This is a genomic window from Halorussus litoreus, from assembly GCF_003382685.1.
GTDB classification, from domain to species: domain Archaea; phylum Halobacteriota; class Halobacteria; order Halobacteriales; family Haladaptataceae; genus Halorussus; species Halorussus litoreus.
Genome location: NZ_KZ859511.1, coordinates 12,799 through 37,049, shown reverse-complemented (window position 1 = coordinate 37,049; position 24,251 = coordinate 12,799). Strand labels below are relative to the sequence as shown.

The following is a 24,251-nucleotide window of genomic DNA, read 5'->3' as shown; positions in this document are numbered from 1 at the left end:
TCCGTCGGGTGGCGAAGGTTTATAAACCAAAATCGGACAGAGTACACTGCTGTTTTCACTTTCACCGCGCGGGGCAAACCGTCTTACGTACCCGGCCCCAAACGACCGGCAAGAATGGAGGCGCGCGAGCTGTTGGCGCGCGGGGGGTTCGACTACGACGCCGAGACGGTGGCGCTCGACGACGCCGACGTGCTGGCGTCGCTGGAGCCGGAAGTCCGAGAATGGTGGATCGAGCAGTTCGGCGAGTTCGTCCCCGAGAACGGCGGCCTGTTCACGCCGCCGCAGAAGGAGACCATCCCGCTCGTCCGCGACGGCGAGAACGCGCTCGTCGCGTCGCCCACGGGCTCGGGCAAGACCCTCGCCTCCTTTACGGCCATCCTGAACGAGCTGTTCCGCCGGGAGCGCGAGGCCGATGACGGGCTCGACAACTCGGTGTACTGCCTGTACGTCTCGCCGCTGAAGTCGCTGGCCAACGACATCCACCGGAATCTGGAGGTCCCGCTGGCAGGCATCCGCGAGAAGGCCGAGTCCCGCGGGGCCGACGTGGGTGAAGTGCGCCACGCCATCCGGCACGGCGACACCGACTCCAGCGCTCGCCAGAAGATGCTCGAGGAGACGCCCCACATCCTCAACACCACGCCCGAGACGCTGGCCATCCTGCTCAACTCCCCGAAGTTCAAGCAGAAACTGGAGACCGTCGAGTACGTCGTGGTCGACGAGATCCACAGCCTCGCGGACGGCAAACGCGGCACCCACCTCGCGGTGAGTCTGGAGCGACTGGAGAACATGGCCGAGTCGTCGCCGACCCGCATCGGCTGCTCGGCGACCGTCGAACCGCTCGACGAGATCGCGGAGTTCCTCGTCGGCTGCGAGACGGACGAGCAGCCAGCCGACGAGGAGCCGCGAGCGACGCCCCGCGACTGCGAGATCGTCGACACCCGATTCGTCCGCGAGTTCGACGTCGAACTCCAGTGTCCGACCGACGACCTCATCGACACGCCCCGCGACGTGGTCAACGCCCGGTTCTACGACCAGCTTCACGACCTGATCGGCGAGCATACCAACACGCTCGTCTTCACGAACACGCGGTCTGGCGCGGAACGCGTCCTCCACGAACTCCGCGAGCGCTTTGGTGCGTACGACGAGGGCAACTCCGGCTGTCACCACGGTAGCCTCTCGAAGGACGCCCGCCAGTCCATCGAGCAGGACCTCAAGGAGGGCAGCCTCGACGTGGTGACGACTTCCACGAGCCTCGAACTCGGCATCGACATGCCCCACGTCGACCTCGTGGTGCAGATCGGGTCGCCCAAGTCGGTCGCAGCCCTGCTCCAGCGCGTTGGGCGGGCGGGCCACCAGCTCGGCGAGACAGTGACGGGACGGGTCGTGGCACTCGACCGCGACGAACTCGTCGAGTGCGCGGTGATGCTGAAGAAGGCCGAGGAGGGGTTCGTGGACCGCGTCTTCGTGCCCGAGGAAGCGTACGACGTGGCGGCCCAGCACGTCTACGGAATGGCGATAAACGACGTGCGCCCCGAGAGCGAGGTCCGCGAGACGCTCCGGCGGGCGTACCCCTATCGGAACTTCGCCGACGACCAGTTCGAGACGCTGTTTCGCTATCTGACCTCCGACTACGACGGCCTTGAGGACAAGAACGTCTACGCCAAGATCTGGCGCGACGAGAACGACCCGCCGGACGGCGAATACCACTACCCCGAGTTCGACGTTGGCGAGCCTTTGATCGGCAAGCGCGGCCGACTCGCCCGGGTCATCTACATGACCAACATCGGGACGATTCCGGACTCGTTTACCTGCGACGTGTTCACCCGCGCCGACGACGAGTGGGTCGGCAACCTCGACGAGGAGTATCTCGACACCCTCGAGAAGGGCGACGTGTTCGTGCTCGGCGGACAGAACTTCGAGTTCCGTTACCGGCGCGGGTCGAAGGTGTACGTCGACTACACGAGCGCTCGACCCACCGTCCCCTCGTGGTTCTCCGAGCGACTGCCCCTCTCGTACGACCTCGGGCGCTCGATCCTCGAATTCCAGGGCGAACTCCTCGAACGGTTCGAGAAGCGGGGCAAGCCCGCGGCCCGCGTGTGGCTCCGGCAGTTCCCGCTTGACGAGAACAGCGTCCGGGCCATCGCGCGGATGTTCGACGAACAGCGCCGGTACGCCGGTCCACAGAGCGTCAGCACCGACGACCGACTCGTTGTCGAGGTCGAACTCGACCGCGACGAGTACGAGCGCCACTACTACGTCCACTCGAACTACGGCCGGCGGTTCAACGACGGCCTCTCGCGCGTGGTCGCGTACCGGTGTGCGAACGCCGCCAACACCAACGTCTCGGTCGCGGTCGCCGACCACGGGTTCACCGTGTCGATGCCGCTCAACCGGAAGGTCGACGTGGCCGAGATACTGCGCGACGTTCCTCCCGACGAGGTCCGAAGCGACCTCCGGGCCGCGCTCGGCGGCACCGAACTCCTCCAGCGGTACTTCCGCATCAACGCCACTCGGTCGCTGATGATCCTCAAGCGGTACAAGGGCTACGAGAAGTCCGCCAGCGAACAGCAGGTCTCCAGCGAGATGCTGCTCGGGTTCGCCGAGGATCTGGAGGAGTTCGCGGTCATCGAGGAGACTTACCGGGAGATCATCGAGGATAAGCTGGCCGTCTCGGCCATCGAGGACGTGCTCGCCGACGTGCGGGCAGGCGAGGTGTCGGTGGTCCAGCACCGCGTCGACACACCGACTCCGAAGGCGTTCGGCCTCGCCACGCTGATGGCCAGCGACGTGGTGCTGGCCGAGGACGAGAGCGCCGTGCTCCAGGAGTTCCACGAGCGCGTCCTCGACGAGATCGGCGGCGAGTACGGGGACGCGGGCAGTGCGTCGGTAGCGAAGTGATAGCAATCCCTCTTCGGTGCCCGACCTCGTTCTTTCTTCGAAGCTCGGCCCCGATACTTCTTCGAGCCCCGAGAGTGTCGAACTAACGTTCCTGGTTCGCTGACGAAAGTGACTTCTTTCCGGTCCGTTTTCGTGATACCGATGACCGCTATCGAACAGGTGCGGTTTCTCGCCGCGTCCGAACACCGCGCCGAGGCGCTGCGATCACTCGTCTCGGCACCGCGCTCGCCCGCGGACCTGTGTCGGGCCCACGACGTGTCGCGCGCCACGGTCCATCGGACGCTCGACTCGTTCGAGGAGTTCGGCTGGGTTCGGCGTGGCGACGACGGCTACCGCGCGACCGCCGCGGGCCGCATCGTCCTCCGGCGGTTCGAGCAGGTCCGGGACACCGTCGCCGAGGTAGAATCGCTGAGTGACTTCCTCGGGGAGTTCGAGCGCGCCCACGACCTCCCGATGCCGCTGAACGACTACCGCGTCGAGACCTCGACGCGCACCGACCCGCACGCCGCGACCGAGTTCTTCATCGAGGCGGTTCCGACCGACGCGTCGCGGCTCGACGCGCTCCTGCCGGCAGTGGTGCCCGCGTTCAACCGAGCCTGTGAACCCCTCGTCGAACGGGGCGTCACAGTCGAACTCGTCCTCCCGGAGTCGGCCGCCGAAACCTCCCAGCAGTCGTACCCCGACGACTTCGAGCAAGCCCGCGCGCTCGACTGCCTGACGCTGTCCATCTCGCCCGAGACGTTCACCTTCGGGCTCTCGGTGTTCGACGACGACGTGTTCCTCGGCGGGTACGACGACGGGGGCCACCTCCGAACGTGTCTCCACTCGACCGACGACGATCTCCGTGAGTGGGCGCTGTCGGTGTTCAAGCGGTTCCGGGACGACGCCGTCGTCGAGCCGACCACGGACGCCTGATTCGGCTCGGCGTCGGACCTGACTCGGCTCGGCGTCAGGTGAGCGTTTGCACCGTGAAACCGACGCGGGCCGCGTTTCGGACCCTGAAACGATTCCGGTCGGTGATTACTCTACTTGTGGCGGGGAACGTGGGACTGCGCCTCGAAACCGTTACCTGACATCTTCATTTTTCTCGCCGTCGAAGAACGCAGTTCTCGTCGCCGAAGAGCCCATTGATCCCCAATAGCTGCATCCTACCCCCGCCACTTTACCCCCTCGACGAAACTCCCTATCGAAAGCTATCGGTCACCTAGATGTCCACGGCGTAGCTCTCGCGCTCCTCCGATTGGACCGCGAACTCGGCGAGCAGGTCCGCCGCCGCGTCGAGATCCTCGGTGTCGATTACTTCCACCGGCGTGTGCATGTAACGGTTTGGCAGGCCGACGTTCAGCGAGGGGATGCCGCCCTGCGAGGTGTAGAAGGCGTCCGCGTCGGTGCCGGTCGCGCGGCCGGAGGCCTGCAACTGCACGGGGAGGCCGGCCGCGTCCGCGGCCTCGCGGGCGACGCGCACGACCTTGGGATGGTTCGACGAGCCGCGGGCGACGACAGGCCCGCCGCCGAGTTCGACCTCGCCGTGTTCGTCCTCCTGATCGCTCAGGTCCGGCGAGTCGACCGCGTGGGTCACGTCCACCGCGAGCGCGGCGTCGACCGACAGGTCGAAGCCGACCATCTTCGCGCCCTGTTTGCCCAGTTCCTCCTGGACCGTGCTGACCGCGTAGACGGTGGCCGCCGTGTCCCGCTCGGCCGCGCGGCGGGCGGCCTCCGCCGCGACCCAAATGCCCACGCGGTTGTCCATCCCGCGAGCCGCCATCCGGCTGCCGGCGAGTTCGCGGATTGAGGTCTCGACGGTGATGGGGTCGCCCACGTCGACGAGTTCGCGGGCCTCGGCCTCGCTCTCGGCTCCCACGTCGACGTGCTGCTCGGTCACGTCCTCGATCTCGTCCTCCTCGGTGTCTCGCAGGTGGATGGCGGTCTGGCCGACCACGCCGGGGACCACGCCGTCGTCGGTGTGGATCTCGACGTGCTGGCCCTTCGTGACCGTACGGTCCGACCCGCCGACCCGCGAGGGGTGGACGAACCCGTCGTCGTCGACGCTACTCACCATCAGGCCGATCTCGTCGGCGTGGCCCGTGAATGCGATGGCGGGGGCGTCGTCTCCGCCGTCGATTCGCGCGACCGCGTTGCCGTACTCGTCGGTCCGCACCTCGTCGGCGAACTCGGAGACGTACTCCACCCAGCAACGCTGGACGGCCGTCTCGAACCCGGACGGGCTCGGCGTCTCCAGCAGTCGTTCGAGGAACTTCCGGTGGTTCTCGTCCATATCCGGAGGAGTCGCCGACTGATAATGAATCCCACGAACTCGGTCGTCGGTGGGGATTTCGCGGGGCTTCAGGGGCGGTTAGAATGCGTTCTCGGCGCGCGCGAGACCATAGAATTTTATCGGCTACCGGCGAACGACGAACCATGCCGTACAGCTATCGACCCCACCACTTCGAGGACTTCGAGGAGGGCCAGACGTTCGAGAGCGTCGGCCGAACCGTCACCGAGTACGACTTCGTGCAACACTCCGCGTTCGCGGGCGACTGGACCGAACTTCACACGAACAAGGAGTACGCCGAAGACGAATACTTCGGCGAGCGCGTGGCCCACGGCCCGATGACGTTCGTGCTCGCGACGGGGTTCGTCTACCGGACCGGAATCTTGGAGCGGACCGTTCTCGCGTTCCTCGGGATGAACTACATGGACATCCCGAACCCGGTCCACATGGACGACACCATCAGCCTCGACATGGAGGTCATCGAGACCAAGGACATTTCCAGTCGAGACGACGCCGGGTTGGTCGTCATCGACACGACGATGACGAACCAAGAGGACACTGTGGTCTTCGAGGGCGACATGAAGTTCCTCATCAAGAAGGAAGCGGAAGGCGAGTAGCGCCGGAGCTACGGGAACCGAGAAATTTCCGCGGAAATTGCGGTAGTTCGGTCGGTTCTGCGATTTGGTCAGTTCTGCGATTTGGTCAGTACCGTACTCCAGTCGGGGTCGCGGTTTGACCGCGATTACGGTTCGACCGCGACTACAGGAACGCGAACTGCGTCGTCCATCGCTTCGTGCGACCGTTCCTCACGTCGGTTGCGGTTCGACCCGTTCTGATCTGGGATGGTACTCTCATAGTAACACGTCATTCGACCGGGAGGTATATGAAATTTCTCCGATAGAGGGCCTCATGGGATTGATTTGCAACCGTGACGGTCGTTGTCGCCGCGAACGCTCTCTTCTCGGCGGTGTCAGTTCGGGCGATTGCATCAGTCTTGGCGGTTCCGAGACGCCCGAGTGATACCCCGGTCGCTCGGACTGAGCGGGATCGTGTCAGCCGTAAGCAATCCCCACGGGGAATACCGAATACAGTCCTACGAATAGGGCCATACATCGGATATTGTCTGACTATTTTGCTATTATACAAAATCTTATCTGTGTAGGCGAGGTCCATCGACGTATGCCCAAGGACTTTCCGCTCCCGGACGACCTGCCGGTACCTGAAGACGACGGAGCCGCCGACCATCTTCGGGGGAGGGAACTGCCGGACCTGTCACTCCCGGCGACGGACGGCACGGCCGTCACCCTCGACGATTCGCCGGCTCGCACAGTCATCTACGTCTATCCGTTGACGGGGCGGCCGGACGAGGACGTGATTCCGGACGGGTGGGAAGACGTGCCGGGTGCCCGCGGCTGTACGCCCGAGTCCCGCGGGTTCCGGAGTCACTACGACGAGCTCCGCGATGCGGGAGTCGGGGAGGTGTTCGGCCTGTCCACCCAATCGAGCGAGTATCAACGCGAGGCCAGGACCCGTCTGGACCTCCCCTTCGAGATGCTCAGCGACGCCGAGCGGGAGTTGACGAACGAACTCGACCTGCCGTCGTTCACCATCGAGGGAGACGACTATCTGGAGCGGTTGACGCTGGTCGTCACGGATGGGCGTATCGAACACGTCTTCTATCCGATCTTCCCGCCGGACGAACACGCGAGCGAGGTTCTGGAGTGGGTACAGGAGAATCCTCGCTGAGAAGACGAGTGATGGACTCGACTTCGAGACGACGATGCTAACGCGATTCGACACGCGACGCGTCCGGTGGGCGATGTGGGGCGTTCTCGCGTTCGGGTACTTGCTCATGAGCTTCACCCGGGTCTCGACGGCGGTGCTGGCGGAGTCGCTAACCCGCGCGTTCGACATCACGGCGACCGAACTCGGCCTGCTCCACTCGTCGTTCTTCTACTTGTACGCCGCGATGCAGTTGCCCGCCGGATTGCTCGCGGACCGATATGGCCCGCGCCGCGTCGCTGGGGCGGGCACGTTCGTCATGGGTCTCGGTGCCGTCGCGTTCGCGACGAGCAACTCCTTTTTCGTTGGCTTTCTCTCTCGCGCGCTCGTCGGTCTCGGCGGGAGCGTCATCTTCCTCGCTATCCTCCGGTTCGCCGTGACGTGGTTCCGGGCCGACGAGTACGCGACCGTGACGGGCATGACCATCGGCGTCTCGGCCCTCGGCGGCATCGTCGCGACGACTCCGCTCGCTGTGGCTGCGTCCGTCGTCGGCTGGCGGGCGTCGATGCTCGCCGTCGGGGCGTTCTGCGTCGTCAGCGCCGTCGTCATCCTCCTAACGGTCCGGGACCGACCAGGCGATTCGGTCGACGAGGCGTCGTCCGAACTGGCCGCCGATGGTGAGACCACGTCACTCCGCGCGGACTTGCGGTCCGTCCTCGGCGGCCCGGACGTGTGGGTCCTCGGCGTCCTCGAGTTTCTGATTCTCGGCGTCAACTTCACCGTCGTCGGCCTGTGGGGCGTCCCGTACCTCGTCCACCTCTACGACCTCTCCGTCGCGCGCGCATCGCTGTACGTCCTCGCGGGCAACGTCGGCCTCCTCGTCGGCTCGCCGCTGTTCGGGTGGGTTGCAGACCGCATCGGTGCGCACACCGGACTGGTGTTGGTCTCGACGCTCACGTTCAGCGTCGTCTTCGCCACCCTCACGGCCCTCGGGACGCCACCGCTCGTCCTCGTCGGCGTGCTCTTCTTCGCGGCAATGTTCGTCAACGGCGGGGTCTCGCTCGCGTTCACCGTCGGGCGTCGCCGCCACTCCGACGAGGTGAGCGGAACGGTGAGCGGGACGATAAACAGCGTCGGCTACTTCGGTGCCGCGGTCGTGCCTGCGGTGATGGGCGTGGCGCTCGATGCCTTCTGGACCGGGAAGACGGTCGACGGCACGCCCGTCTACTCCTTCGTGGGCTATCGCGTCGCGTTCGGTATCGCCACGGTCGCCGGCGTCGTCGCTCTCGCGTGTGCGCTGTGGATTCACCGGACGCGCCAGCCTTCGACTGGAAGGCGAGCGTGACGAACGCACACTCGGACCAGACACGGTCGTATCGCCCTCGACGATCAGCACGATTTCTTCGCACTATTTTTCACGCCACTCCACCAACAGTTTCGCATGACCGAACTCGAGGTCGTCGCCGACCACCCCGACGAGTACCCGATCATCGACACCCACTGCCACCAGCCGACCGAGGAGTTCCTCCACGACGCCGGCGGGCTGATGATGGAGGACGCCGCGGACAAGTTCGGCGCGAGCATCGAGACCGACACCTACGACAGCCTGATCGAGGAGTACCACGAGGTGGGGATCGGGAAGGCGATCCTGCTCGGCTGGGACGCCGAGACGAACACCGGTAATCCGCCGGTGCCCAACGACTACGTGGCCGAGGTCCGTGACGAGTACGAAGACTTCTTCGTCGGGTTCGCGAGCGTGGACCCGCTGAAAGACGACTGCGTGCAGGAGGCCGAGCGCGCGGTAAAGGACCTCGACCTCTCGGGGTTCAAATTCCAACAGATAGCGCAGGGCTTCGACCCGAGCGCCCCCGAACACGAGGACCTGTTTGCGACCATCGAAGACCTCGGGGTCCCCGTGGTGTTCCACGGCGGCAACTCCACGCTGGGCGCGGGTGCGCCGGGCGGACGCGGGCTCAAGATCAAGTACGGGAACCCGATGCTGGTAGACGACCTGGCCGCCGAGCATCCCGACCTCCAGATCCTGCTCGCCCACCCCGCCTTCCCGTGGGAGAAAGAGCAGTTGGCCATCTGCCAGCAGAAGGGCAACGTCTACATGGACCTCTCGGGGTGGATGCCCCGGTACATCGACGAGCAGGTGCTCCACTACGCGAAGACGCTACTTCAGGACAAGGTGATGTTCGGCACCGACTACCCGATGATCGACCCGGAGCCGTGGCTCGACCAGTTCGCCGAACTCGACTTCCCGGACGAGGTCCAGCGCAAGATCCTCTGGGAGAACGCCGAGCAGTTCCTCGGACTGTAAGCTACTGGATGGAGCAGTCTCCGTGTCGGGCAAGCCGTCACAGAAATCGGTTGGGGGCAGTACGACTGTCGGAGTCCGCCTCAGCACGGGATGGACGGGAACTCCTCGCAGGTACAGAACGGAGTCAGGCTGATCTTGAACATCTAATTCTCACCTCCGGCAGAACGTTCGACAGGGTTTTACTTAAGTATTTTCACTAGCAATATTAAAATATAACCTGAGATTTAGAAATAAAGGAGTTGTGGGTGAACCCGAACGCCGTTCGGAACGTCTAGCGACCATCGCTACTCCCACAGAGCGAGTCCAAAACAAAAATCAGTCGTCGCGCTACTTACAGAACGGCTGGGTCAGGTCGTCACAGTTCTAACCGTTCTGGGTACCCACGTCGCTGCTCGTGATCGGACCGGTCGCCGTGATCGGACTCCCCGTTATCGGCCCGTCGGCAGTGATCGGTCCGTCGGCAGTGATCGGTCCGTCAGCGGTGATCGGTCCGTCAGCGGTGATCGGTCCGTCAGCGGTGATCGGTCCGTCCGCAGTTATCGGGTTGTCGGCGGTGATGGGGCCGTTTCCGGTGATCGGTGCGTCTGACGTGATGGGTCGGTCGGCGGCGTCTGCGCCGAACGCGGTTACGGGCGACGCGGTCAGACCGAACGCGACTACGACTACTGTCGATGCGAGGACGAGTTTGTACGTTGTGTTCATGCGGGTTTCCTCCATTGGACGGCAGTTTGTGAACCGTCTTGTTTTCAACAATCGGCCTGTTGAAGAATAAGTTTAATGGCCAAGATAGTGTATAAATTATCTATTCCGTATTCGCCAGGAACATTCAGTCGTCGTGCGATCGCGTGGGCGATTCGGCCACGTAATCGCGTTCATCAGCACGCACGTTCGTCTTCCGCGCTGGCTCGGCGTTCTCCGCTCACTCGCCGTCCGACCCCTCGTCGTCGACGACGGTCGTCCCGTCGTCACGCGCGTCGTGAAGGGCTACCTCGTGGCGAGTGTGTCGGACGTGAGTCTCGGCCCACCGAATCGCTGCGTCGCGCGCGAGCCGTTCGGCCTCCTCCGGGCAGTTCCGACACTGCGCGCGCCACGTCGCAACCTCGTCGGGGAAGTGGCCCGTGTGCCTGCGGTGGTCGAGCGCGAACTGCTCGACGGCGTGGTTGCCGACGCCGAGGTCGGCGACCTCCTCGGCGAGATCCCACTCTCGGTCGCACCGCTCGCACGTTATCGTCGGGGCCGCTCCGAAGTCGTCGTCGGCAGTCGAATCGTGGTCGGACACGCACTCGCCTACTCGCCACGGACATTTCAATGGCGTCGTCGAGCGCGGGCGGCCGCGGTGGACCGCGGTAGCCGCCGCGGTCCACCGCGGCCGCCCGTAGCCGAGTGTGGTAGAACGGACGGGCCTCAGTCGAACTCGGGGTCCCGACCCTCGAGGAACGCGGCGACGCCCTCTTCGTGCTCGGGCGTGGCGTACGCCTGCGACTGGACGACGTTCTCGTAGTCCAGCGCCTCGCGCCAGCCCCGGCCCGCGTTCTCGTGGATGGCGCGCTTGGCGAGGCCGATGGTCCGCGTCGGGCGCGCTCGTAGTGTGTCGAGCAGGTCCGCGACCCGTTCGTCGAGTTCCCCTTCGGGAACCGCCTCGTTGACGAGCCCCATCTCGGCGGCCTCGGTCGCGCCGAAGAACTCGCCGGTGAACGCGAGTCGCTTGGCGGTCCGGAGCCCCACGAGCTGTGGAAGCAGGAAGCTCCCGCCCGTGTCGGGGATCAGGCCCACGCGGACGAACGCGCAGCTGAACGACGCGGACTCGGCGGCGTAGGCGAAGTCCGACACCGCGGCGATTGCGAGCCCCGCGCCCACGGCGTCGCCGTTCACCTTCGCGACGATGGGGACCCGCGCCGACAACGCCTCCTCGACCACGCGCCCGAACGTCTCGGTCACGCGCTCGTAGGCTTCCTCGGGCGTCTCCTCGCGCTCGGCCATCGACTGAACGTCTCCGCCCGCGCTGAACGCCGCGCCCTCGCCTGTGAGGACAATGGCGTCGTGGGCGTCCGGGTCTGCCTCGGCGAAGACCTCGGCGAGTTCCTCGGCGATTTCGGGCGTGAACGCATTCATGACCTCGGGCCGGTCGAAGGTGACGGTCCTGACGCCGTCCTCGTCGGTGACGTGCATACGTCCACGGTCCGGTGCCACGACGATAAGGGTAACTCACGACGGTGGCGCGCGATAGGTCGCCGGCACGTGACGGGCCGATGTCGCAGGCGACCGAGCCACCGAAACGCCGAAGTCCTCGCCCGCCGAGGTTCGACCGATGAACGTCGACCTGTTCGGTCGGACCGTCGAACTCGACGCCTCGCGGCTCGACGCGTCCGAGTCGGACGCGTCGATCCGCGAGCAGGTTCGGGAGTACGCCGCGGGCGAGCGCCGCGCGTTCGACCTCGCGGTCGCGCTCCCCGACGGGTTCACCGGCGCGGTGATGGCCGAGATGCAGGCGATCCCGTACGGCGAGACGCGAACCTACGGCGAAATCGCGACCGCGCTCGACACCGCGCCGGTCGCGGTCGGCCGCGCGTGCGGGAACAATCCCGTCCCGCTCGTGGTTCCCTGCCACCGCGTCGTCGGAGTCGACTCGCTCGGCGGCTACTCGGCGGGCGACGGGACCGCGCTGAAGGAGCGACTGCTCGCGCTCGAAGGCGCGCCGGTCGTGGAGGAAGTCCGTAACGACGCCCACCGCAGCCCGGGCAGTTCGTGACGGCCTTCGAACCACTCGGAATTCGGCCACAATAATTAAGCTAGTACTGTCGAGAAACACGAGTGCTGTCACACCGGTTGCGCCGTGGCAGGCCATGACACATCAGCCGTCCGGCCCCGTCATCCACTCTCGGTCCGTCTGCAACGGTCTGAGCCGCGAGTTCCTTGCCCTCTCTCTCATTTAATCCGGAAACATATCTGCTGAACGGTAGATTTATAATTGTTTTCGGATACGTCGTCTCACGTGAAACTCGATCGCCGCACCTTCGTCGGAACCCTAGCGACGACGCTCGGTCTTGGTTCGGGGGCCGCAGGGGCTGAATCGACGAGTCGATCGGGAAGTCGCCATCCGTGGCCGACTCACGGCGGGTCGAACAGGCGAACCAGTTACCGACCGGACCTCTCTCCGCCGATGCAGGACCTGAACGTTGAATGGGAGACGCCCATCGGGACGCCGGGCAACCAGAGCGAGGACCACCGCGAACCGATAGTCACCGAGAACTACGTCGTTGCGCCGGGGTTCTCGAAAGCGGATTCGGGAAACGAGCCGGTCGTAGTGTCCGCGCTGGACCGCGAGGACGGTTCGACCGCGTGGACGGCGCGCGACGCGAGCGAGGGCGACAACGTCTCGACGATAGAGACGCTCGGTCAGACCGTCGTCGACGATACGGTCTACGTGACGCGCACGACGTACACCTTCATGCCCTCGGTCTACGCTGGCGCGAGCGTGTATGCCGTCGACCTGTCAGACGGACGTATCAAGTGGAGCGCGTCGGGGGACAGTCAGGAAGCACCCTTCGCGGGCGCACCCCTCGTGTACGACACCGAACAGGGCGACCGCCGCAGCGAACCGCCCGACAAGGTCATCATCGGACAGTCGTATCCATTCGACGGCCCGCTACTGGCCTTCAATCGTAACGACGGGAGTCGAGTCTGGAACTCGAAAGAGCAACCCGGTGGGAAGGGGTACGCCGCGACGAGTTCGCCCGCCTTGGGTCAGGACAAGGCCTACATCGGGTCGTGGAATCGCGGCGTCCTGCAGTTCAACCCGAACTCGATGAACACGCCGACGGGAGGCGTGAACGTCGCGCCGTTCAGTTCCGACCGAAGTTCAGTCTCCCTTCGGGTGTCGGTGACCCCCTCCCAAGAGCCCGACGACCCGACCGAGATAGTGGACGCCGACGGAACTATCGTGGCAAACCGCTCGGACGTGGTCAGGGCGTACTTCGTCGCGGACCCCGACGGTACGGGCGACCCATTCACCCGTCGGTGGGAGTTCGACCTCCACGATAACGACATCCTCTCGGTCTGGGAGGGCGAACACTCCGTCCTCAACGGCGACCCGATTCAGACGAAGAACCGCGTGGTCGTCCCCGTTGCGTCGGAAGCGGGAGTCACCGGTCGTCTGCTCTGCTTCGGCAAGCGAGAGGGGGAGCTACAGTGGAAGACGGACTTCGAGCAAGCGGTCTGGTGTGCCTCTGCCGACCGCTTCTTCGTCTACGCTTGTACGGGACGGAAGTTGGTCGTCGCGGACCTCCGAACTGGAACCGTCCAGTCGGAGGTCGAACTCGGCAAGTTGGGTATTCGCGGTCCGGTTCTTACGGACGAAGGGCTCTACGTATTGGCGTCGGACGAACGGAAACTGGACTCGGATCACTACGTGCTCAAGGTCTCGGGAACGCGCACGGAGATGACCACGAGGACCACGACCACGGCGACGACGACTCGCCAGACGACCGACGGAACCACGACGGTGGAAACCACGTCGGAGAAACCGACGCTGACGTCGAACGAGGACGACGAGTCGGCGACTGGCGTGCCGGGCTTCGGAATCGGAACCGGAGCCCTCGCCACCGGTGTCGGCCTAGCGACCGCGTGGTACCGCTCCCGGACGAACGGCGACGACGAGGAGTAGGACGGCCGCGCGGCTACTCGAACTTCTCGAACGGCTGCTCGCAGGCGTTGCAGTAGTGCATCGACCGACAGAGCGACGGCCCCTTCGGGTGCTCGCGCTCGGTGTCGGTCGAGCCGCAGTAGGGACACTCCGCCCCCGACTCCTCGCCCGACGTGTCGACGCTGGGGTCGAGTCCTCTCATGGTTCGTTGTCTCTCATCGTGAGTCACACGCTCAGTCCGAACTCCCGCAGGTCGTCCTTGCCGTTCTCGGTCACCATCTCGACCGACCACTCGGGGCTCCAGACGAGTCGGAGGTCCACGGACTCGACGCCGTCGACGCCCGACACGGCCGCCTCGATTTCGTCGGTCAGCATGTCCCGCGCGGGACAGCCGGTGTAGGTCAGCGTCATCACGACCTCGGCGTGGTGTCCCTCGTCGACTCGCTCCGTGGCCTCGACTCCGTATATCAGTCCGAGGTCCACGACGGAGACGGGCATCTCGGGGTCCTCCACCTCGTAAAGGGCATCCCAGATATCGGCTTCGACGCCCTCCGCGCCCTCGCCGGTCGCGGGCACCTCGTCGGCGACCGAACCGCCGGCGGTGTAGTCGGTGTACGCGCAGGCCGACGGCTCTTCGAGGGGGTCGATCTCCGCCACGTCGGTGCAGTCCCCGTCCGGTTCGAGGCTCGGGTCGAAGTCGGTGTCGAAGCTCATGATTCGGTAGTCACTCCGCCTCGTCCGGGTCGGGCATTATCTCGTGGGCCTCGGTGCGGCCGAGTTCGCGGTACGTGCGGGTCATCTCGTCGTGGAGGTCGGGCCAGTCGTCGGTGTGGTCGCCGTCGCGGCCGCGGTGGTCGGGCAGGAACGACTCGGGGTCCTCGCGGACGCCCTCCGGCGTGTCGAGGCCGAGCGCGCGGAGGAACGGGAGCACGCGGTCGAACCACTGCTCGCGCATCGAGTCGAGCGAATCGGTCCGAATACCGAGGTCGTCGATGCGAGCCTCCACGTCCTCGTCGACCGGTTCCCAGAGCGCGAGCGCCGCGGGGAGCAGTCGGTCGACCGCGTCCTGCAAGCGGGCCAGCCCCTGCTCGTCGGCGGCGAGTCGCTCCAGCCAGTTCTGGGCGTGCTCGCGGTGATAGTCCTCCTCGCCGAGCACTTTGCCGACGCGGTCGGCGATGCGCGGGTAGGCAGTCCCGTCGAGCGCTTCGAGCCGGAGCGCTTCGGCCTCGTCGTAGAGGTACGAGCGCACGATGGCGTCGGCCCAGTCGCCGTCCTCGAACGGGAGTTCGGCGAGCGTGGCGTGTCGGAAGTCGGCCGGGTCGCGCTCGAAGATGAGGTCGGCCTCGGTCGCGCCGAAGTCCTCCAGCAGGTCGTACCAGAGCCGGGCGTGACCGAACTCGTCCTGCGCGATGTTGGCGAGCGCGAGGTCGGATTCGAGGGTTGGCGCGCGGACCTGCCACTCGGTGTAGCGCTCGGCGATCACGAGTTCGTCGTCGGCCAGCCGGTAGAGGAGGGTCTCGACCGCCTCGCGCTCGTCGTCGCTCAGGTCGTCGGGCATCCCGAGACCGGTTCGCTCCGCCTGTTCGGTCGATTCAGCTTCTTCGGCAGCCATCAGTCGTCACCTCCGCGGGCGCGCTTGGCCTCGTCGGCCTCCTCCTGCTCGCTCTCGGAGTCGGCGACCTCCTCGGCGAACGCGGCGTCGAGGTCCTTGTAGCCCATCACCCACCGATACGACTTGTCGGTGGTGCCGCCGAACTTCGCGTCCTCGGTGTCGACCTCGCCGATCTCCTCTTTGGGCGCGACCCAGAGGCTGTTGGTCGGCTTCCGGCGACCGTGCTGGATCTGGGCGAACAGCTTGGCCATCTCCCGGTCGGGCGCGTGGACGTTGCCGCAGTGGGTGTGATACTCGCCGGCGTCCTCCTGTCGGAACACTTCCCAGATCATGGTCAGTCTGCCGCCTCCGGAGTTGCGTTCGCACCGGCGCTGGCTCGCTCCCAGTCGTCCAGACTCTCGCGGACCCACTCGACGGCCTCCTGGGTGCGCTCTCGCTTGCCGATCTGCTCGTGACTGCCCGGCGAATCGTTCTTCGCGATGGTGAAGAACTCCTCCCAGTCGAGGTCCTCTTCGACGACCTCGTAGGTGCCGTCGCCGTTGTCCCGGATGCGCGGTTCGTCCGGGATTTCGAGCCCGTACTTCTCGGCCTTCGGCACGTAGGCGTTGAGGAAGGCGTTGCGCAGTTCGTCGTTGGTCATCGTCTTCAGGCCCACGTCGGCCGAGAAGTCGTGGTGGGTCGACTTATCGTCGGTCGGCCCGAAGAACTGGATGATGCGGGGCCACCACTCGTCGAAGGCGTCCTGAAGCATCTCCTGTTCTCTCTTCGACCCGGTCGCCAACTCGCGCATGATGTCCTCGCCGTGCTTGACGTGGAACCCCTCCTCGAAGCACACCTTGTCCATCGCGTGGGCGTACGGCTCCCAGCTCGTGCGTTTGAGCGTGGCCTGTCGGCGCATCGCCGCGCCGTCGACGAAGAACGCGATCATCGGCACCTCGGCCCAGCTCTCCATCGGGTAGTGGAAGCAGTTGAGGAACTTGCCCTCGCCTTCGGCCAGTTCGTCGAGCATCTGCTCGCGGGACTTGATTCCCAGCGATTCGGCGGCCCGGTACAGCAGTTGGCCGTGGCCGATCTCGTCCTGCACCTTCGCCGAGAACGCCAACTTTCGGTCGAGGCTCGGCGCTTGCCGGATGAACGGCCGTTCCAGATACGCGCCCATGATCTCGCTGTTCGCGTGGAACTGGATCATCCGCGTGGCCGCCTTCCGGTACTCCTCCGGAAGGTCGTCTTTGGGACTGAACTCGCGCGGTCCCGCGCGCTGTTTTACCGCTTCGATGTCCATGCTCGGAAACTCGTCCCCGACCGGCTTACCGATTCACCCGCCCATAGACTGCTTTTATGTACTTTGCGCGTGAAAGACGATTATGAATCCGCGTCGAGGGCTTGCCGCCACTCCCCCGCGCTCGGCCGATGAATCCATCGGGAGCGCGCCGACTAACCTACCCACCAGTAGCACTCCGGCTGAGCAGACCACCGGGAGCGCGCCACTCGGCCAACCATCCTCGGGTGGGACTGAAAGGGGGCGCTCGCTCGCGTCCAGTTTAGTCGCCTCAGCGCGGCCACTATCTGGCGTCTGCGCGAGCGAAGCGAGCGCAGGCTCGTCAGAGCTTGCCTCTGACGGCGCGCGCAGTCCTGCGCGCGCCAGATATCCCGCTGAGCGACCGCGAGCGGGCGGGGGCTTTGTGAAATACGTTCGTCACAATTTTGCTGTTCGCTTGCCGGTCAGCTCCGAATCTGAACCATCGAATTCGATCGTTCCATCATGATCGACGAATGCCTCGTCGTCGAATTCAGCGTCACGGGCGACGACTGCCCGCTCGCAGATGCGACCCGCGAGACCGGCGCGACCATCGACGCCCGACCGCCGCAGCTCCGCCGCGACGGCTACGCACTTCTCCGATTCTCGGCGGGCGAAGGTGCCGACGACCTCGCCGCGGTTCTCGACGCGGACGAGCGCGTGCGATACCTCCACGCCTCGCGGACCGACAGCCGGACCAACTTCCGCTGTCTGTCGAAACACCCCTGCGTGGTCCACGAACTCGGCGACGCCGGATTCATGGCCGAGACGCTCCAATACCGCGAGGGCGTAGAGCGCTACACCGGCGCGGTCGTCGGCCACGACGTGCTGCAGGGCGTGCTGGCTGCCGCGGCGGAGACGGTCGGGGTCTCGCTGGAGCGGGTCTTCCCGCTCGGCGACGAGGACGACGACGCGGTCGCACAGCGCTGGGACCTCACGCCGGCACAGGAGGTCGCGCTCCGGACCGCGCTGGAGATGGGCTACTTCGCGGTCCCGCGGGAGACGACCGCGAGCGAGGTGGCCGCGGCGGTCGGCATCAGCAAGTCGGCGTTTCTGGAGCGGCTTCGGCGCGGGCAGGCCACGCTGTTCGGACAGATGTTCCAGGCGTAGCTCGGGGAGTCGACGGGCGAGCCGACTCAGAAACTGCTGTCGGCGTGCTCCCAGTCGTCGTAGTACTCGCGCTGGCGCTCCGTGAGTTGGTCGATTGTGACGTCGAGCGTGTCGAGCTTCCGGTCGGCGACCGCGCGGTCGAGCCGGTCCGGGATGGCGTAGACGCCCGGCGAGAGGCGTTCGTCGGCCGTGAGCATGTCGTGTGCAGCTACGAACATCATCGCGAACGTGGTGTCCATCACCTCTGCGGGGTGGCCCTGACTGTACGGACCGGTGAGATTCACCAGTCGCCCCTCCGCGAGCAGGTCGAGCCGTCGGCCCTCAGGCAAGTGATATCTGGTGACTCCCTCCTTCGGGTGGGAGATCGACTCCGCCATGGCTTCGAGGTCGTCGACCACGATCTCCACGTCGAAGTGCCCGGAGTTGGCGAGCATCGCGCCGTCACTCATGGCCTCGAAGTGCTCGCGGCGCAGCACGTCGCGGTTGCCGGTCGTGGTGACGAACAGGTCGCCCTCCGCGGCGGCCTCGCCCATGTTCGTGACGCGGTGGCCGTCCATGTGCGCCTCCAGCGCCTGCCGGGGGTCGACCTCGGTGACGACCGTCTGTGCGCCCATGCCGCGGGCCTTTCGGGCGACGCCCCGGCCGCAGTAGCCGTAGCCCGCGACGACCACGGTCTTCCCCGAGATGATGCTGTTTGTGGAGATGGCGACGTTGGTCAGCGACGACTCACCCGTGCCGTGGACGTTGTCGAAGAAGTGCTTCATCGGCGTGTCGTTGACGCCGTACACCGGGAACTCCAGCACGCCCTCCTCGTCCATCGCTTCGAGGCGCGTGACACCTGCGGTGGTCTGCTCGCCGCCGCCCAGCACCTGCTCGGCCACGTCCGGATGTTCGGCGTGTACCTTCGCGATGAGTTCACAGCCGTCGTCGAGGACGAAGTCGGGTTCGCGTTCGAGCAGCGCGTGCTGGGCCTCGTCGAACGCCTCGTCTGACATCCCCTCTTCGGCGAACGCGGTGATGCCCTCGACCGAGTCGAGCGCCTCGACCACGTCGCCGTGCGTGCTCTGGGGTTCGCTCGGTGCGAACAGCACCTCCGCCCCGGCAGCGCGAACCGTCTCGATGAGGACGCCGGTGTTGGATTCGAGGTGCGACGCCACGGCGACTGTGTAGCCGTCGAACGGCTCGGTCTCGCCGTACTCGTCGGCGAACGAGGCCAGCACGGGCATATGGTCGCGAGCCCACGCCAGCGGGTCGGCGGCGTCGGTCGCGTGGGAATCGTCCGTCGCGTCGGAGCGGTCGTTGGTCATGCCGGAGCAATTGCGGCCGAACTGGATAAATGTTGCACGTTGGGTTGTCCCGGAACTATCTGTTGGTGGCGCTGCTGAGCTATCGATTCTTGGCGCTGCCGAACTATCGGTTGCGGTGCGAACGCCGCTCGCCTGACTGCGTCCGGAACCGCACCGCATTTGTGGACGCATTGAATCGGAGACGGTATGTCCGATTCCGAACGCCCGTCGAACGACGCCGAACGGTCGACCACGGCCTCCGGGCGTGCGCTGGCGAACGCAGAGCCCGCGGCCACCGACAGTGATATGGTCGCGACACAGCTCTCGAACATCCACCAGACGCTCGAACTCATCGCGCTCCTGCTCGCCGTCCTCCTGCTCAGTGCGGGTTCCATCGGTGCCATCGCCGGCGGCTGCGCAATCGTCCTGCTGGTCGGAAACGCCGTCTTACGGGCGTTCGAGTGATCGGGACGGCCCAGAACCCCTGCTCCCCCGACTTTCGCTACCCCGTCTTGTACACGCCGCGGGCGTCCGCGACCTGTGCAGCGTCGTCGTCATCGTCCCCATCCTCCACGGCGTAAACATCCACGTCCACGACGCCCACGTCGCTCCCGCAGCGGACGACGTCGGCCTCCGCGCGGAGATCGCCGGTCCCGGCTTCGAGGTAGTCGATGCGCATGTCGATGGTCGGCACCGGCTGGTCGACCAGCGAGACGAGCGCGGCACCGCCGACGGTGTCCGCGAGGGTGAACGTGACCCCGCCGTGGGCCATCATGCGGTCGGCGTTCCACGACAGTTCCTCGCGCATCTCGACCCGGCCCTCGGCGTGGCCGTCCTCGACGGTGGTCACTTCGACCCCGAGCAGGTCGGCGAACGGCATCTCCTCGAAGAAGCTCTCGACGTCCATGCTCTCTGGTTGTGGTTGCGACCGGCTTAAGGATACTTTTTTGCTGACGGTTATACGAATCTCTCGAAATTGGAGCCCTCGAAACCAGAGGGTGAGAACGTTCTACGAATTACTTCGAACGGAGGGGCTAGCTACTGCCGAGGCATATGAGAGACCGCACCGCGTCCGCACAGCACCGCACCTCGTCCTCCCCAACCGCTTGCGCTTCTCGGCCTTCGGCCTGCGATGCTCAGCCCTCGCGCGTTTTGGCGCGACACAAGGTCGCGCCAGCACGCGCCGGGGTGGAAGGGAAAACGAGCGAGTGCTGCCGTGAGGAGGGACAAGGTTAGCGCGCGCCGACTGACTCGTGAACCCTGCTCCACCGACCCGAACCAACCACCGAAACCCCGTGCCGACGAGTCCAGTGACGTAGGTTTAAACGCGATGACGCGCAAGCACCGGGTATGACCGACGAAGGTGTCCGCTCGACCGGCTGGTTCGCGGGCGTCGAACGGGACGACGTCGAGGCGGGCGCGAGCCGGATCCGAGAGGGCCGCGCCGACGCTCCCAACGACTGGCCACGACTGGCCGTCGAGGCGGGATTCGCCGACGACGAGGACGACTACTACGCTGCGCTCCACGACGCCGCTGTCCGAGCCGCGCGCGAGGCCGCGGCCGAGCGCGAGCGGGCCGACGACCAGCAGCTGGTCCACGCCGTCCGGGCGATGGACGACCTCACCGAGCGCGCCAACGAACTCGCCGAGCGCGTCGCCGAGTGGGCCGGGAGCCGCTACCCCGACGCCGGAACCGGAGTCGACTACGCCCGGGAACTCGCCGAGCGCGACCCCGAATCGCCGACCGACGAGCGACTCGTCTCGCTCGCGCGCCGGACCGCCAACCTCGCCGACGAGGCCGACCAGCTCCGGTCGTTCGTCGAACGCGAGACGCCCGAGGTCGCGCCCAACCTCGCCGCGATGGCCGGGCCGACGCTCGCCGCACGACTCGTCTCGCTCGCTGGCGGCCTCGACTCACTGGCGAAAAAGCCCTCCGGGACCGTGCAGGTCCTCGGCGCGGAGGACGCGCTGTTCGCTCACCTCCGGGGGCGCGCGCCCTCGCCCAAGCACGGGGTCATCTTCACCCACGAGTACGTCCGCGGGACCCGCCCGGAGAAACGCGGATCGGCCGCTCGCACTCTCGCCGGGAAGCTGGCCATCGCGGCGCGCATCGACTACTATTCCGGCGAGCGCAAGCCGGAACTCGACGAGGAGTTGCGCGAGCGCATCGAACGCATCCGGGCCAAAGGCGAGGCCGTCGACGACGGAGCCACAGCGAACGGCGGAGGTGACGAGGAATGACGAACCAACTTCCGAACGGCGTCACCCGCCGCACCTTCGACGGCAGCGAGCGACTGGCGACGCGAGGAACGCCGGTGTACGGCGAACCCACCGACGGCGACTGGCGAGTGTGGGACGCCGGCCGGTCGAAGCTCGGCGCGATGCTCGAAAACGACCTCGACCTCGGGCTCTCGGGCGGCGAGACCGTCCTCTATCTCGGTGCCGCGAGTGGAACGACGGTCAGCCACGTCGCGGACTTCGCCGGGCCGACGTACGCCGTGGAGTTCGCGCCCCGGCCGGTCCGAGATCTGGTCGGGGTCGCGGCGGGACGCGAGAATCTGATTCCTCTGCTGAAGGACGCCCGCAAGCCCGAGACGTACGGCCACGTGGTCGAGGCGAACGTCGACGCCATCGTACAGGACGTGGCGACCCAAGGGCAGGCCCGCGTCGCGGTCGAGAACCGACGGTTCCTCGGCGACGACGGCCGGCTGCTCGCGGCTATCAAGGCCCGGAGTGAGGACGTGACCCGCGAACCTGAGGCGGTGTTCGAGGACGCGCTCGACGACCTCCGGGAGGCCTACGAGATCCTGGACACCGGGCGGCTGGAGCCGTACCACGACGACCACCTCGGCGTGGTGGCTCGGCCGCGATGAATCCGGAAGCGTCGACGTAACAGCCCGACAACTGCCCGACGACCTCCCGCCCGGTCTCGCCGGGTTCGGAACTATTTATACGGCGGGTTCCGAAGCTCCGAAAAATGGACTCCGGTTCCGCCGAGAGCTTCGCGGAGATGGGGACGCTGGGCATCGAAGAGGAGTTCTACGTCGTGGACGAGCGGGGCCGTCCGACGTCCGGAACCGACGAACTCGTCTACGAGCGCGAGCCACCCGAACTGCTGGAGGGGCGGCTCGACCACGAGCTGTTCAAGTGCGTCATCGAGACCCAAACCCGGAAGATAGACCGGCTCGGGAACGCGAACGAGGAACTCCTCGCAGTCAGAGACGCGTTGGCCGACCACGCGAGTTCGGCCGGGTATCGCATCGCTGCGGCGGGCCTCCATCCGGGTGCGAAGTGGCGCGAACTCGAACACGCCGAGAAGGAACGCTACCGCGCCCAACTCGACCGCATCCAGTATCCACAGCATCGGAACACGACCGCGGGGCTCCACGTCCACGTGGGCGTCGACGACGCCGACAAGGCCGTCTGGATCGCTAACGAGATCCGGTGGTACCTCCCCGTGATGCTCGCGCTGTCGGCCAACTCGCCGTACTGGAACGGCTTCGACACCGGGCTCCAGTCGGCCCGCGCGAAGATATTCGAGGGGCTGCCCAACACCGGGATGCCGACCGACTTCGACTCCTACGAGGCGTTCGCAGCGTTCGAGGAGACGATGCTCCGCTCGGACTCCATCAACGACCGCGGCGAACTCTGGTACGACGTGCGACCCCACACCGGCATCGGAACGGTCGAGGTCCGAACGCCCGACGGACAGGCCGACCCCGAGCGCGTGCTGGCGTTCGTGGAGTACGCCCACGCACTGGTCGAGGACCTCGCCGCGCGGTACGAGGACAGCGAGGACGGGTATCGCCACCGCCGGGAACTCCTCGACGAGAACAAGTGGCGCGCGATGCGGTACGGCCACGACGCCGCCTTCGTCCGCCGAGACCGCGACGGCGAAGTGGACCTCGGCGAGGTGGTCGACCGCGAGTGCGAGCGCCTCGGCGTCTCGGGCATCCGGGACATCTACGACGCGGAGAGCGGCGCGGCCCGACAGCGACGACTCCGAGAGGAGGAGGGCGTCGAAGCGCTGTTCGAATCGCTGGTGCTTGACGGAACGTAGGTCGAATCGCTGGTGCTTGACGGAATTCAGGTCGTGGGGGCGCGCCGGCGCGCGCGCGCCGGGCGCGCGGGGGGGGGGGGGGCGCCCCCCCCCGTAGTTGGCGGCAGGGGATCGAACGTTACACAAATTTCGGACCGACGCCGAGAACCCGGGAAGCACCGCCCGTAAGCAAGGTTTTTACGCGTCGGCGGCTTTTGTCCTCGTTGAAAGGACATGTCCGGGGAGAATGCAGACGACGACCGACCAGCGGTGAACGTGGACGAGGACGCCGTCGAGGAAACCGAGATCGACGACGTCGACGACGACGTGAAAGTCGAAGAGGAACTCGAAGTCGACGAAGAGGGCGACGTGACCGAGGAGGTGACGGTCGAGGACGAGACGACTGGCGAGGAGACGGTCGCCTTCGAGGAGGAAATCGCGAGCGGCGAGGAAGCAGACGGCGAGGAGACGGGCTCCGAACGCCTCGCCAAGGGGCGCGAGCGCCTCGAAGAGGAGGCCGACCGCGCGGTCGACCAGTTCGACGACGGCATCGTCGACCTGCTGTCGTGGGTACTTGACACCGAGACGCGGGCCCGCATCTACGTCTATCTCCGCCAGCATCCCCGCAGCACCAGCGAGGAGATCGCCGAGGGGACCGGCCTCTACCCGAGTACGGTCCGCGAATCGCTCGCGGAACTCCACGAGGAGGAGACGGTCGAGCGCCGCAAGCGCGAGAGCGAGGGCGCGGGCAACAACCCGTACGAGTACACCGCCATCGCGCCGAGTGACCTCGTCTCGGGCATCGTTGGGCAGATCCAGGACGAGCTCAACACCGTGTTCAACCTCGACGACCACATCGGAACCGACGAGACGAGCGAACTCGGCAAGGATTCCGGCGAGTCGACCGAACCGGTGAGCATCAGCGTCGAGGACGAGGAGCGCGACCCGACGGAGGGCGGCGAGTCGGCCGGCGTTGACGAGCCGGGCGACTTCGACGATTCGGCCGACGACGAGTCGGTCGACGGGGCGTAGTTCGGTCACTATTCCGAA

The 24,251-nt window shown here is 66.1% G+C and carries 25 protein-coding genes; 15 read left to right on the top strand and 10 right to left on the bottom strand.

Features of this window, described 5'->3' with window-relative positions; genetic code table 11:
• Positions 1-114 precede the first annotated feature (114 nt).
• Both DPQ64_RS05345 and DPQ64_RS05340 read left to right on the top strand, forming a co-directional pair.
• Positions 115-2,898, top strand: a complete 2,784-nt coding sequence (locus DPQ64_RS05345) for an ATP-dependent helicase (protein WP_115863328.1) — start codon at positions 115-117, stop codon at positions 2,896-2,898.
• A gap of 141 nt (positions 2,899-3,039) precedes the next feature.
• Positions 3,040-3,813: a helix-turn-helix transcriptional regulator gene (locus tag DPQ64_RS05340; protein WP_115863327.1), complete on the top strand. Its 774-nt coding sequence runs from the start codon at positions 3,040-3,042 to the stop codon at positions 3,811-3,813.
• Between the two features lie 289 nt (positions 3,814-4,102).
• On the opposite strand, the gene DPQ64_RS05335 is transcribed toward DPQ64_RS05340, so the two are convergent.
• Positions 4,103-5,173: a M20/M25/M40 family metallo-hydrolase gene (locus DPQ64_RS05335; protein ID WP_115863326.1), complete on the bottom strand. Its 1,071-nt coding sequence runs from the start codon at positions 5,171-5,173 to the stop codon at positions 4,103-4,105.
• A gap of 143 nt (positions 5,174-5,316) precedes the next feature.
• Between DPQ64_RS05335 and DPQ64_RS05330 the strand changes: the two genes are divergently transcribed.
• The 5 genes from DPQ64_RS05330 (at position 5,317) to DPQ64_RS19870 (ending at position 9,987) form a co-directional block, all read left to right on the top strand.
• Positions 5,317-5,787 (top strand): MaoC/PaaZ C-terminal domain-containing protein, encoded by a 471-nt coding sequence (locus DPQ64_RS05330; protein ID WP_115863325.1) that lies wholly within the window; start codon positions 5,317-5,319, stop codon positions 5,785-5,787.
• Positions 5,788-6,349: 562 nt separating this feature from the next.
• Entirely contained in the window at positions 6,350-6,916 is a 567-nt protein-coding gene (locus DPQ64_RS05325) for a peroxiredoxin (protein ID WP_115863324.1), read from the top strand.
• Between the two features lie 34 nt (positions 6,917-6,950).
• Positions 6,951-8,237: an MFS transporter gene (locus DPQ64_RS05320; RefSeq protein ID WP_115863323.1), complete on the top strand. Its 1,287-nt coding sequence runs from the start codon at positions 6,951-6,953 to the stop codon at positions 8,235-8,237.
• Positions 8,238-8,333: 96 nt separating this feature from the next.
• The gene (locus DPQ64_RS05315; protein ID WP_115863322.1) at positions 8,334-9,215 is read left to right on the top strand and encodes an amidohydrolase family protein; all 882 of its coding nucleotides are present in this window, start codon (positions 8,334-8,336) and stop codon (positions 9,213-9,215) included.
• A 394-nt stretch (positions 9,216-9,609) separates the two neighbouring features.
• The gene (locus DPQ64_RS19870; RefSeq protein ID WP_157971591.1) at positions 9,610-9,987 is read left to right on the top strand and encodes a hypothetical protein; all 378 of its coding nucleotides are present in this window, start codon (positions 9,610-9,612) and stop codon (positions 9,985-9,987) included.
• A 147-nt stretch (positions 9,988-10,134) separates the two neighbouring features.
• Here the strand turns inward: DPQ64_RS19870 and DPQ64_RS05305 are convergent, their stop codons facing one another.
• Entirely contained in the window at positions 10,135-10,494 is a 360-nt protein-coding gene (locus DPQ64_RS05305; RefSeq protein WP_115863320.1) for a hypothetical protein, read from the bottom strand.
• Positions 10,495-10,619: 125 nt separating this feature from the next.
• Positions 10,620-11,384 carry an enoyl-CoA hydratase/isomerase family protein gene (locus tag DPQ64_RS05300; RefSeq protein ID WP_115863319.1) on the bottom strand — a complete coding sequence of 255 codons (765 nt, stop codon included), beginning with the start codon at positions 11,382-11,384 and terminating at the stop codon, positions 10,620-10,622.
• 139 nt (positions 11,385-11,523) lie between these two features.
• On the opposite strand from DPQ64_RS05300, the gene DPQ64_RS05295 reads away from it, so the two are divergent.
• Together DPQ64_RS05295 and DPQ64_RS05290 are read left to right on the top strand one after the other, a co-directional pair.
• Positions 11,524-11,964: a methylated-DNA--[protein]-cysteine S-methyltransferase gene (locus DPQ64_RS05295; protein WP_115863318.1), complete on the top strand. Its 441-nt coding sequence runs from the start codon at positions 11,524-11,526 to the stop codon at positions 11,962-11,964.
• Positions 11,965-12,207: 243 nt separating this feature from the next.
• Positions 12,208-13,878 carry an outer membrane protein assembly factor BamB family protein gene (locus DPQ64_RS05290; RefSeq protein ID WP_157971590.1) on the top strand — a complete coding sequence of 557 codons (1,671 nt, stop codon included), beginning with the start codon at positions 12,208-12,210 and terminating at the stop codon, positions 13,876-13,878.
• Between the two features lie 13 nt (positions 13,879-13,891).
• Here DPQ64_RS05290 and paaE read toward each other — a convergent pair whose 3' ends face one another.
• Genes paaE through paaA form a run of 5 tightly spaced genes read right to left on the bottom strand, consistent with a single transcriptional unit; the run spans position 13,892 to position 16,751 of the window.
• A complete protein-coding gene (gene paaE / locus DPQ64_RS19130) occupies positions 13,892-14,059 on the bottom strand; it encodes a 1,2-phenylacetyl-CoA epoxidase subunit PaaE (protein ID WP_198662020.1) in 168 nt (55 codons plus the stop codon).
• A gap of 23 nt (positions 14,060-14,082) precedes the next feature.
• Entirely contained in the window at positions 14,083-14,571 is a 489-nt protein-coding gene (paaD, locus tag DPQ64_RS05285; RefSeq protein ID WP_115863316.1) for a 1,2-phenylacetyl-CoA epoxidase subunit PaaD, read from the bottom strand.
• A 10-nt stretch (positions 14,572-14,581) separates the two neighbouring features.
• Positions 14,582-15,469, bottom strand: a complete 888-nt coding sequence (gene paaC, locus DPQ64_RS05280; protein ID WP_198662019.1) for a 1,2-phenylacetyl-CoA epoxidase subunit PaaC — start codon at positions 15,467-15,469, stop codon at positions 14,582-14,584.
• Positions 15,469-15,801, bottom strand: a complete 333-nt coding sequence (paaB, locus tag DPQ64_RS05275) for a 1,2-phenylacetyl-CoA epoxidase subunit PaaB (RefSeq protein WP_115863315.1) — start codon at positions 15,799-15,801, stop codon at positions 15,469-15,471. Before paaB ends, paaC begins: the two co-directional genes overlap by 1 nt.
• Positions 15,802-15,803: 2 nt before the next feature.
• The gene (gene paaA / locus DPQ64_RS05270; protein ID WP_115863314.1) at positions 15,804-16,751 is read right to left on the bottom strand and encodes a 1,2-phenylacetyl-CoA epoxidase subunit PaaA; all 948 of its coding nucleotides are present in this window, start codon (positions 16,749-16,751) and stop codon (positions 15,804-15,806) included.
• Between the two features lie 480 nt (positions 16,752-17,231).
• Here paaA and DPQ64_RS05265 point away from each other — a divergent pair, with 480 nt between their 5' ends.
• Positions 17,232-17,876, top strand: coding sequence for a helix-turn-helix domain-containing protein (locus DPQ64_RS05265; protein WP_115863313.1), 645 nt, complete (start codon positions 17,232-17,234; stop codon positions 17,874-17,876).
• Positions 17,877-17,902: 26 nt separating this feature from the next.
• Here DPQ64_RS05265 and DPQ64_RS05260 read toward each other — a convergent pair whose 3' ends face one another.
• A complete protein-coding gene (locus DPQ64_RS05260) occupies positions 17,903-19,183 on the bottom strand; it encodes an adenosylhomocysteinase (protein WP_115863312.1) in 1,281 nt (426 codons plus the stop codon).
• A 186-nt stretch (positions 19,184-19,369) separates the two neighbouring features.
• Here DPQ64_RS05260 and DPQ64_RS05255 point away from each other — a divergent pair, with 186 nt between their 5' ends.
• Positions 19,370-19,627, top strand: coding sequence for a hypothetical protein (locus tag DPQ64_RS05255; protein ID WP_115863311.1), 258 nt, complete (start codon positions 19,370-19,372; stop codon positions 19,625-19,627).
• 37 nt (positions 19,628-19,664) lie between these two features.
• Here the strand turns inward: DPQ64_RS05255 and DPQ64_RS05250 are convergent, their stop codons facing one another.
• Positions 19,665-20,069, bottom strand: a complete 405-nt coding sequence (locus DPQ64_RS05250) for a PaaI family thioesterase (RefSeq protein ID WP_115863310.1) — start codon at positions 20,067-20,069, stop codon at positions 19,665-19,667.
• A 443-nt stretch (positions 20,070-20,512) separates the two neighbouring features.
• Between DPQ64_RS05250 and DPQ64_RS05245 the strand changes: the two genes are divergently transcribed.
• From DPQ64_RS05245 to DPQ64_RS05230, 4 genes are all read left to right on the top strand, one after another.
• Complete coding sequence (locus DPQ64_RS05245; RefSeq protein WP_115863309.1) at positions 20,513-21,403, top strand: NOP5/NOP56 family protein; 891 nt, start codon at positions 20,513-20,515, stop codon at positions 21,401-21,403.
• Entirely contained in the window at positions 21,400-22,035 is a 636-nt protein-coding gene (locus tag DPQ64_RS05240) for a fibrillarin-like rRNA/tRNA 2'-O-methyltransferase (RefSeq protein WP_115863308.1), read from the top strand. The genes DPQ64_RS05245 and DPQ64_RS05240 overlap by 4 nt, the downstream gene beginning before the upstream one ends.
• Before the next feature lie 104 nt (positions 22,036-22,139).
• Positions 22,140-23,222 carry a glutamate--cysteine ligase gene (locus tag DPQ64_RS05235; RefSeq protein ID WP_115863307.1) on the top strand — a complete coding sequence of 361 codons (1,083 nt, stop codon included), beginning with the start codon at positions 22,140-22,142 and terminating at the stop codon, positions 23,220-23,222.
• A 414-nt stretch (positions 23,223-23,636) separates the two neighbouring features.
• A complete protein-coding gene (locus DPQ64_RS05230; protein ID WP_198662023.1) occupies positions 23,637-24,233 on the top strand; it encodes a winged helix-turn-helix domain-containing protein in 597 nt (198 codons plus the stop codon).
• Positions 24,234-24,251: the final 18 nt, after the last annotated feature.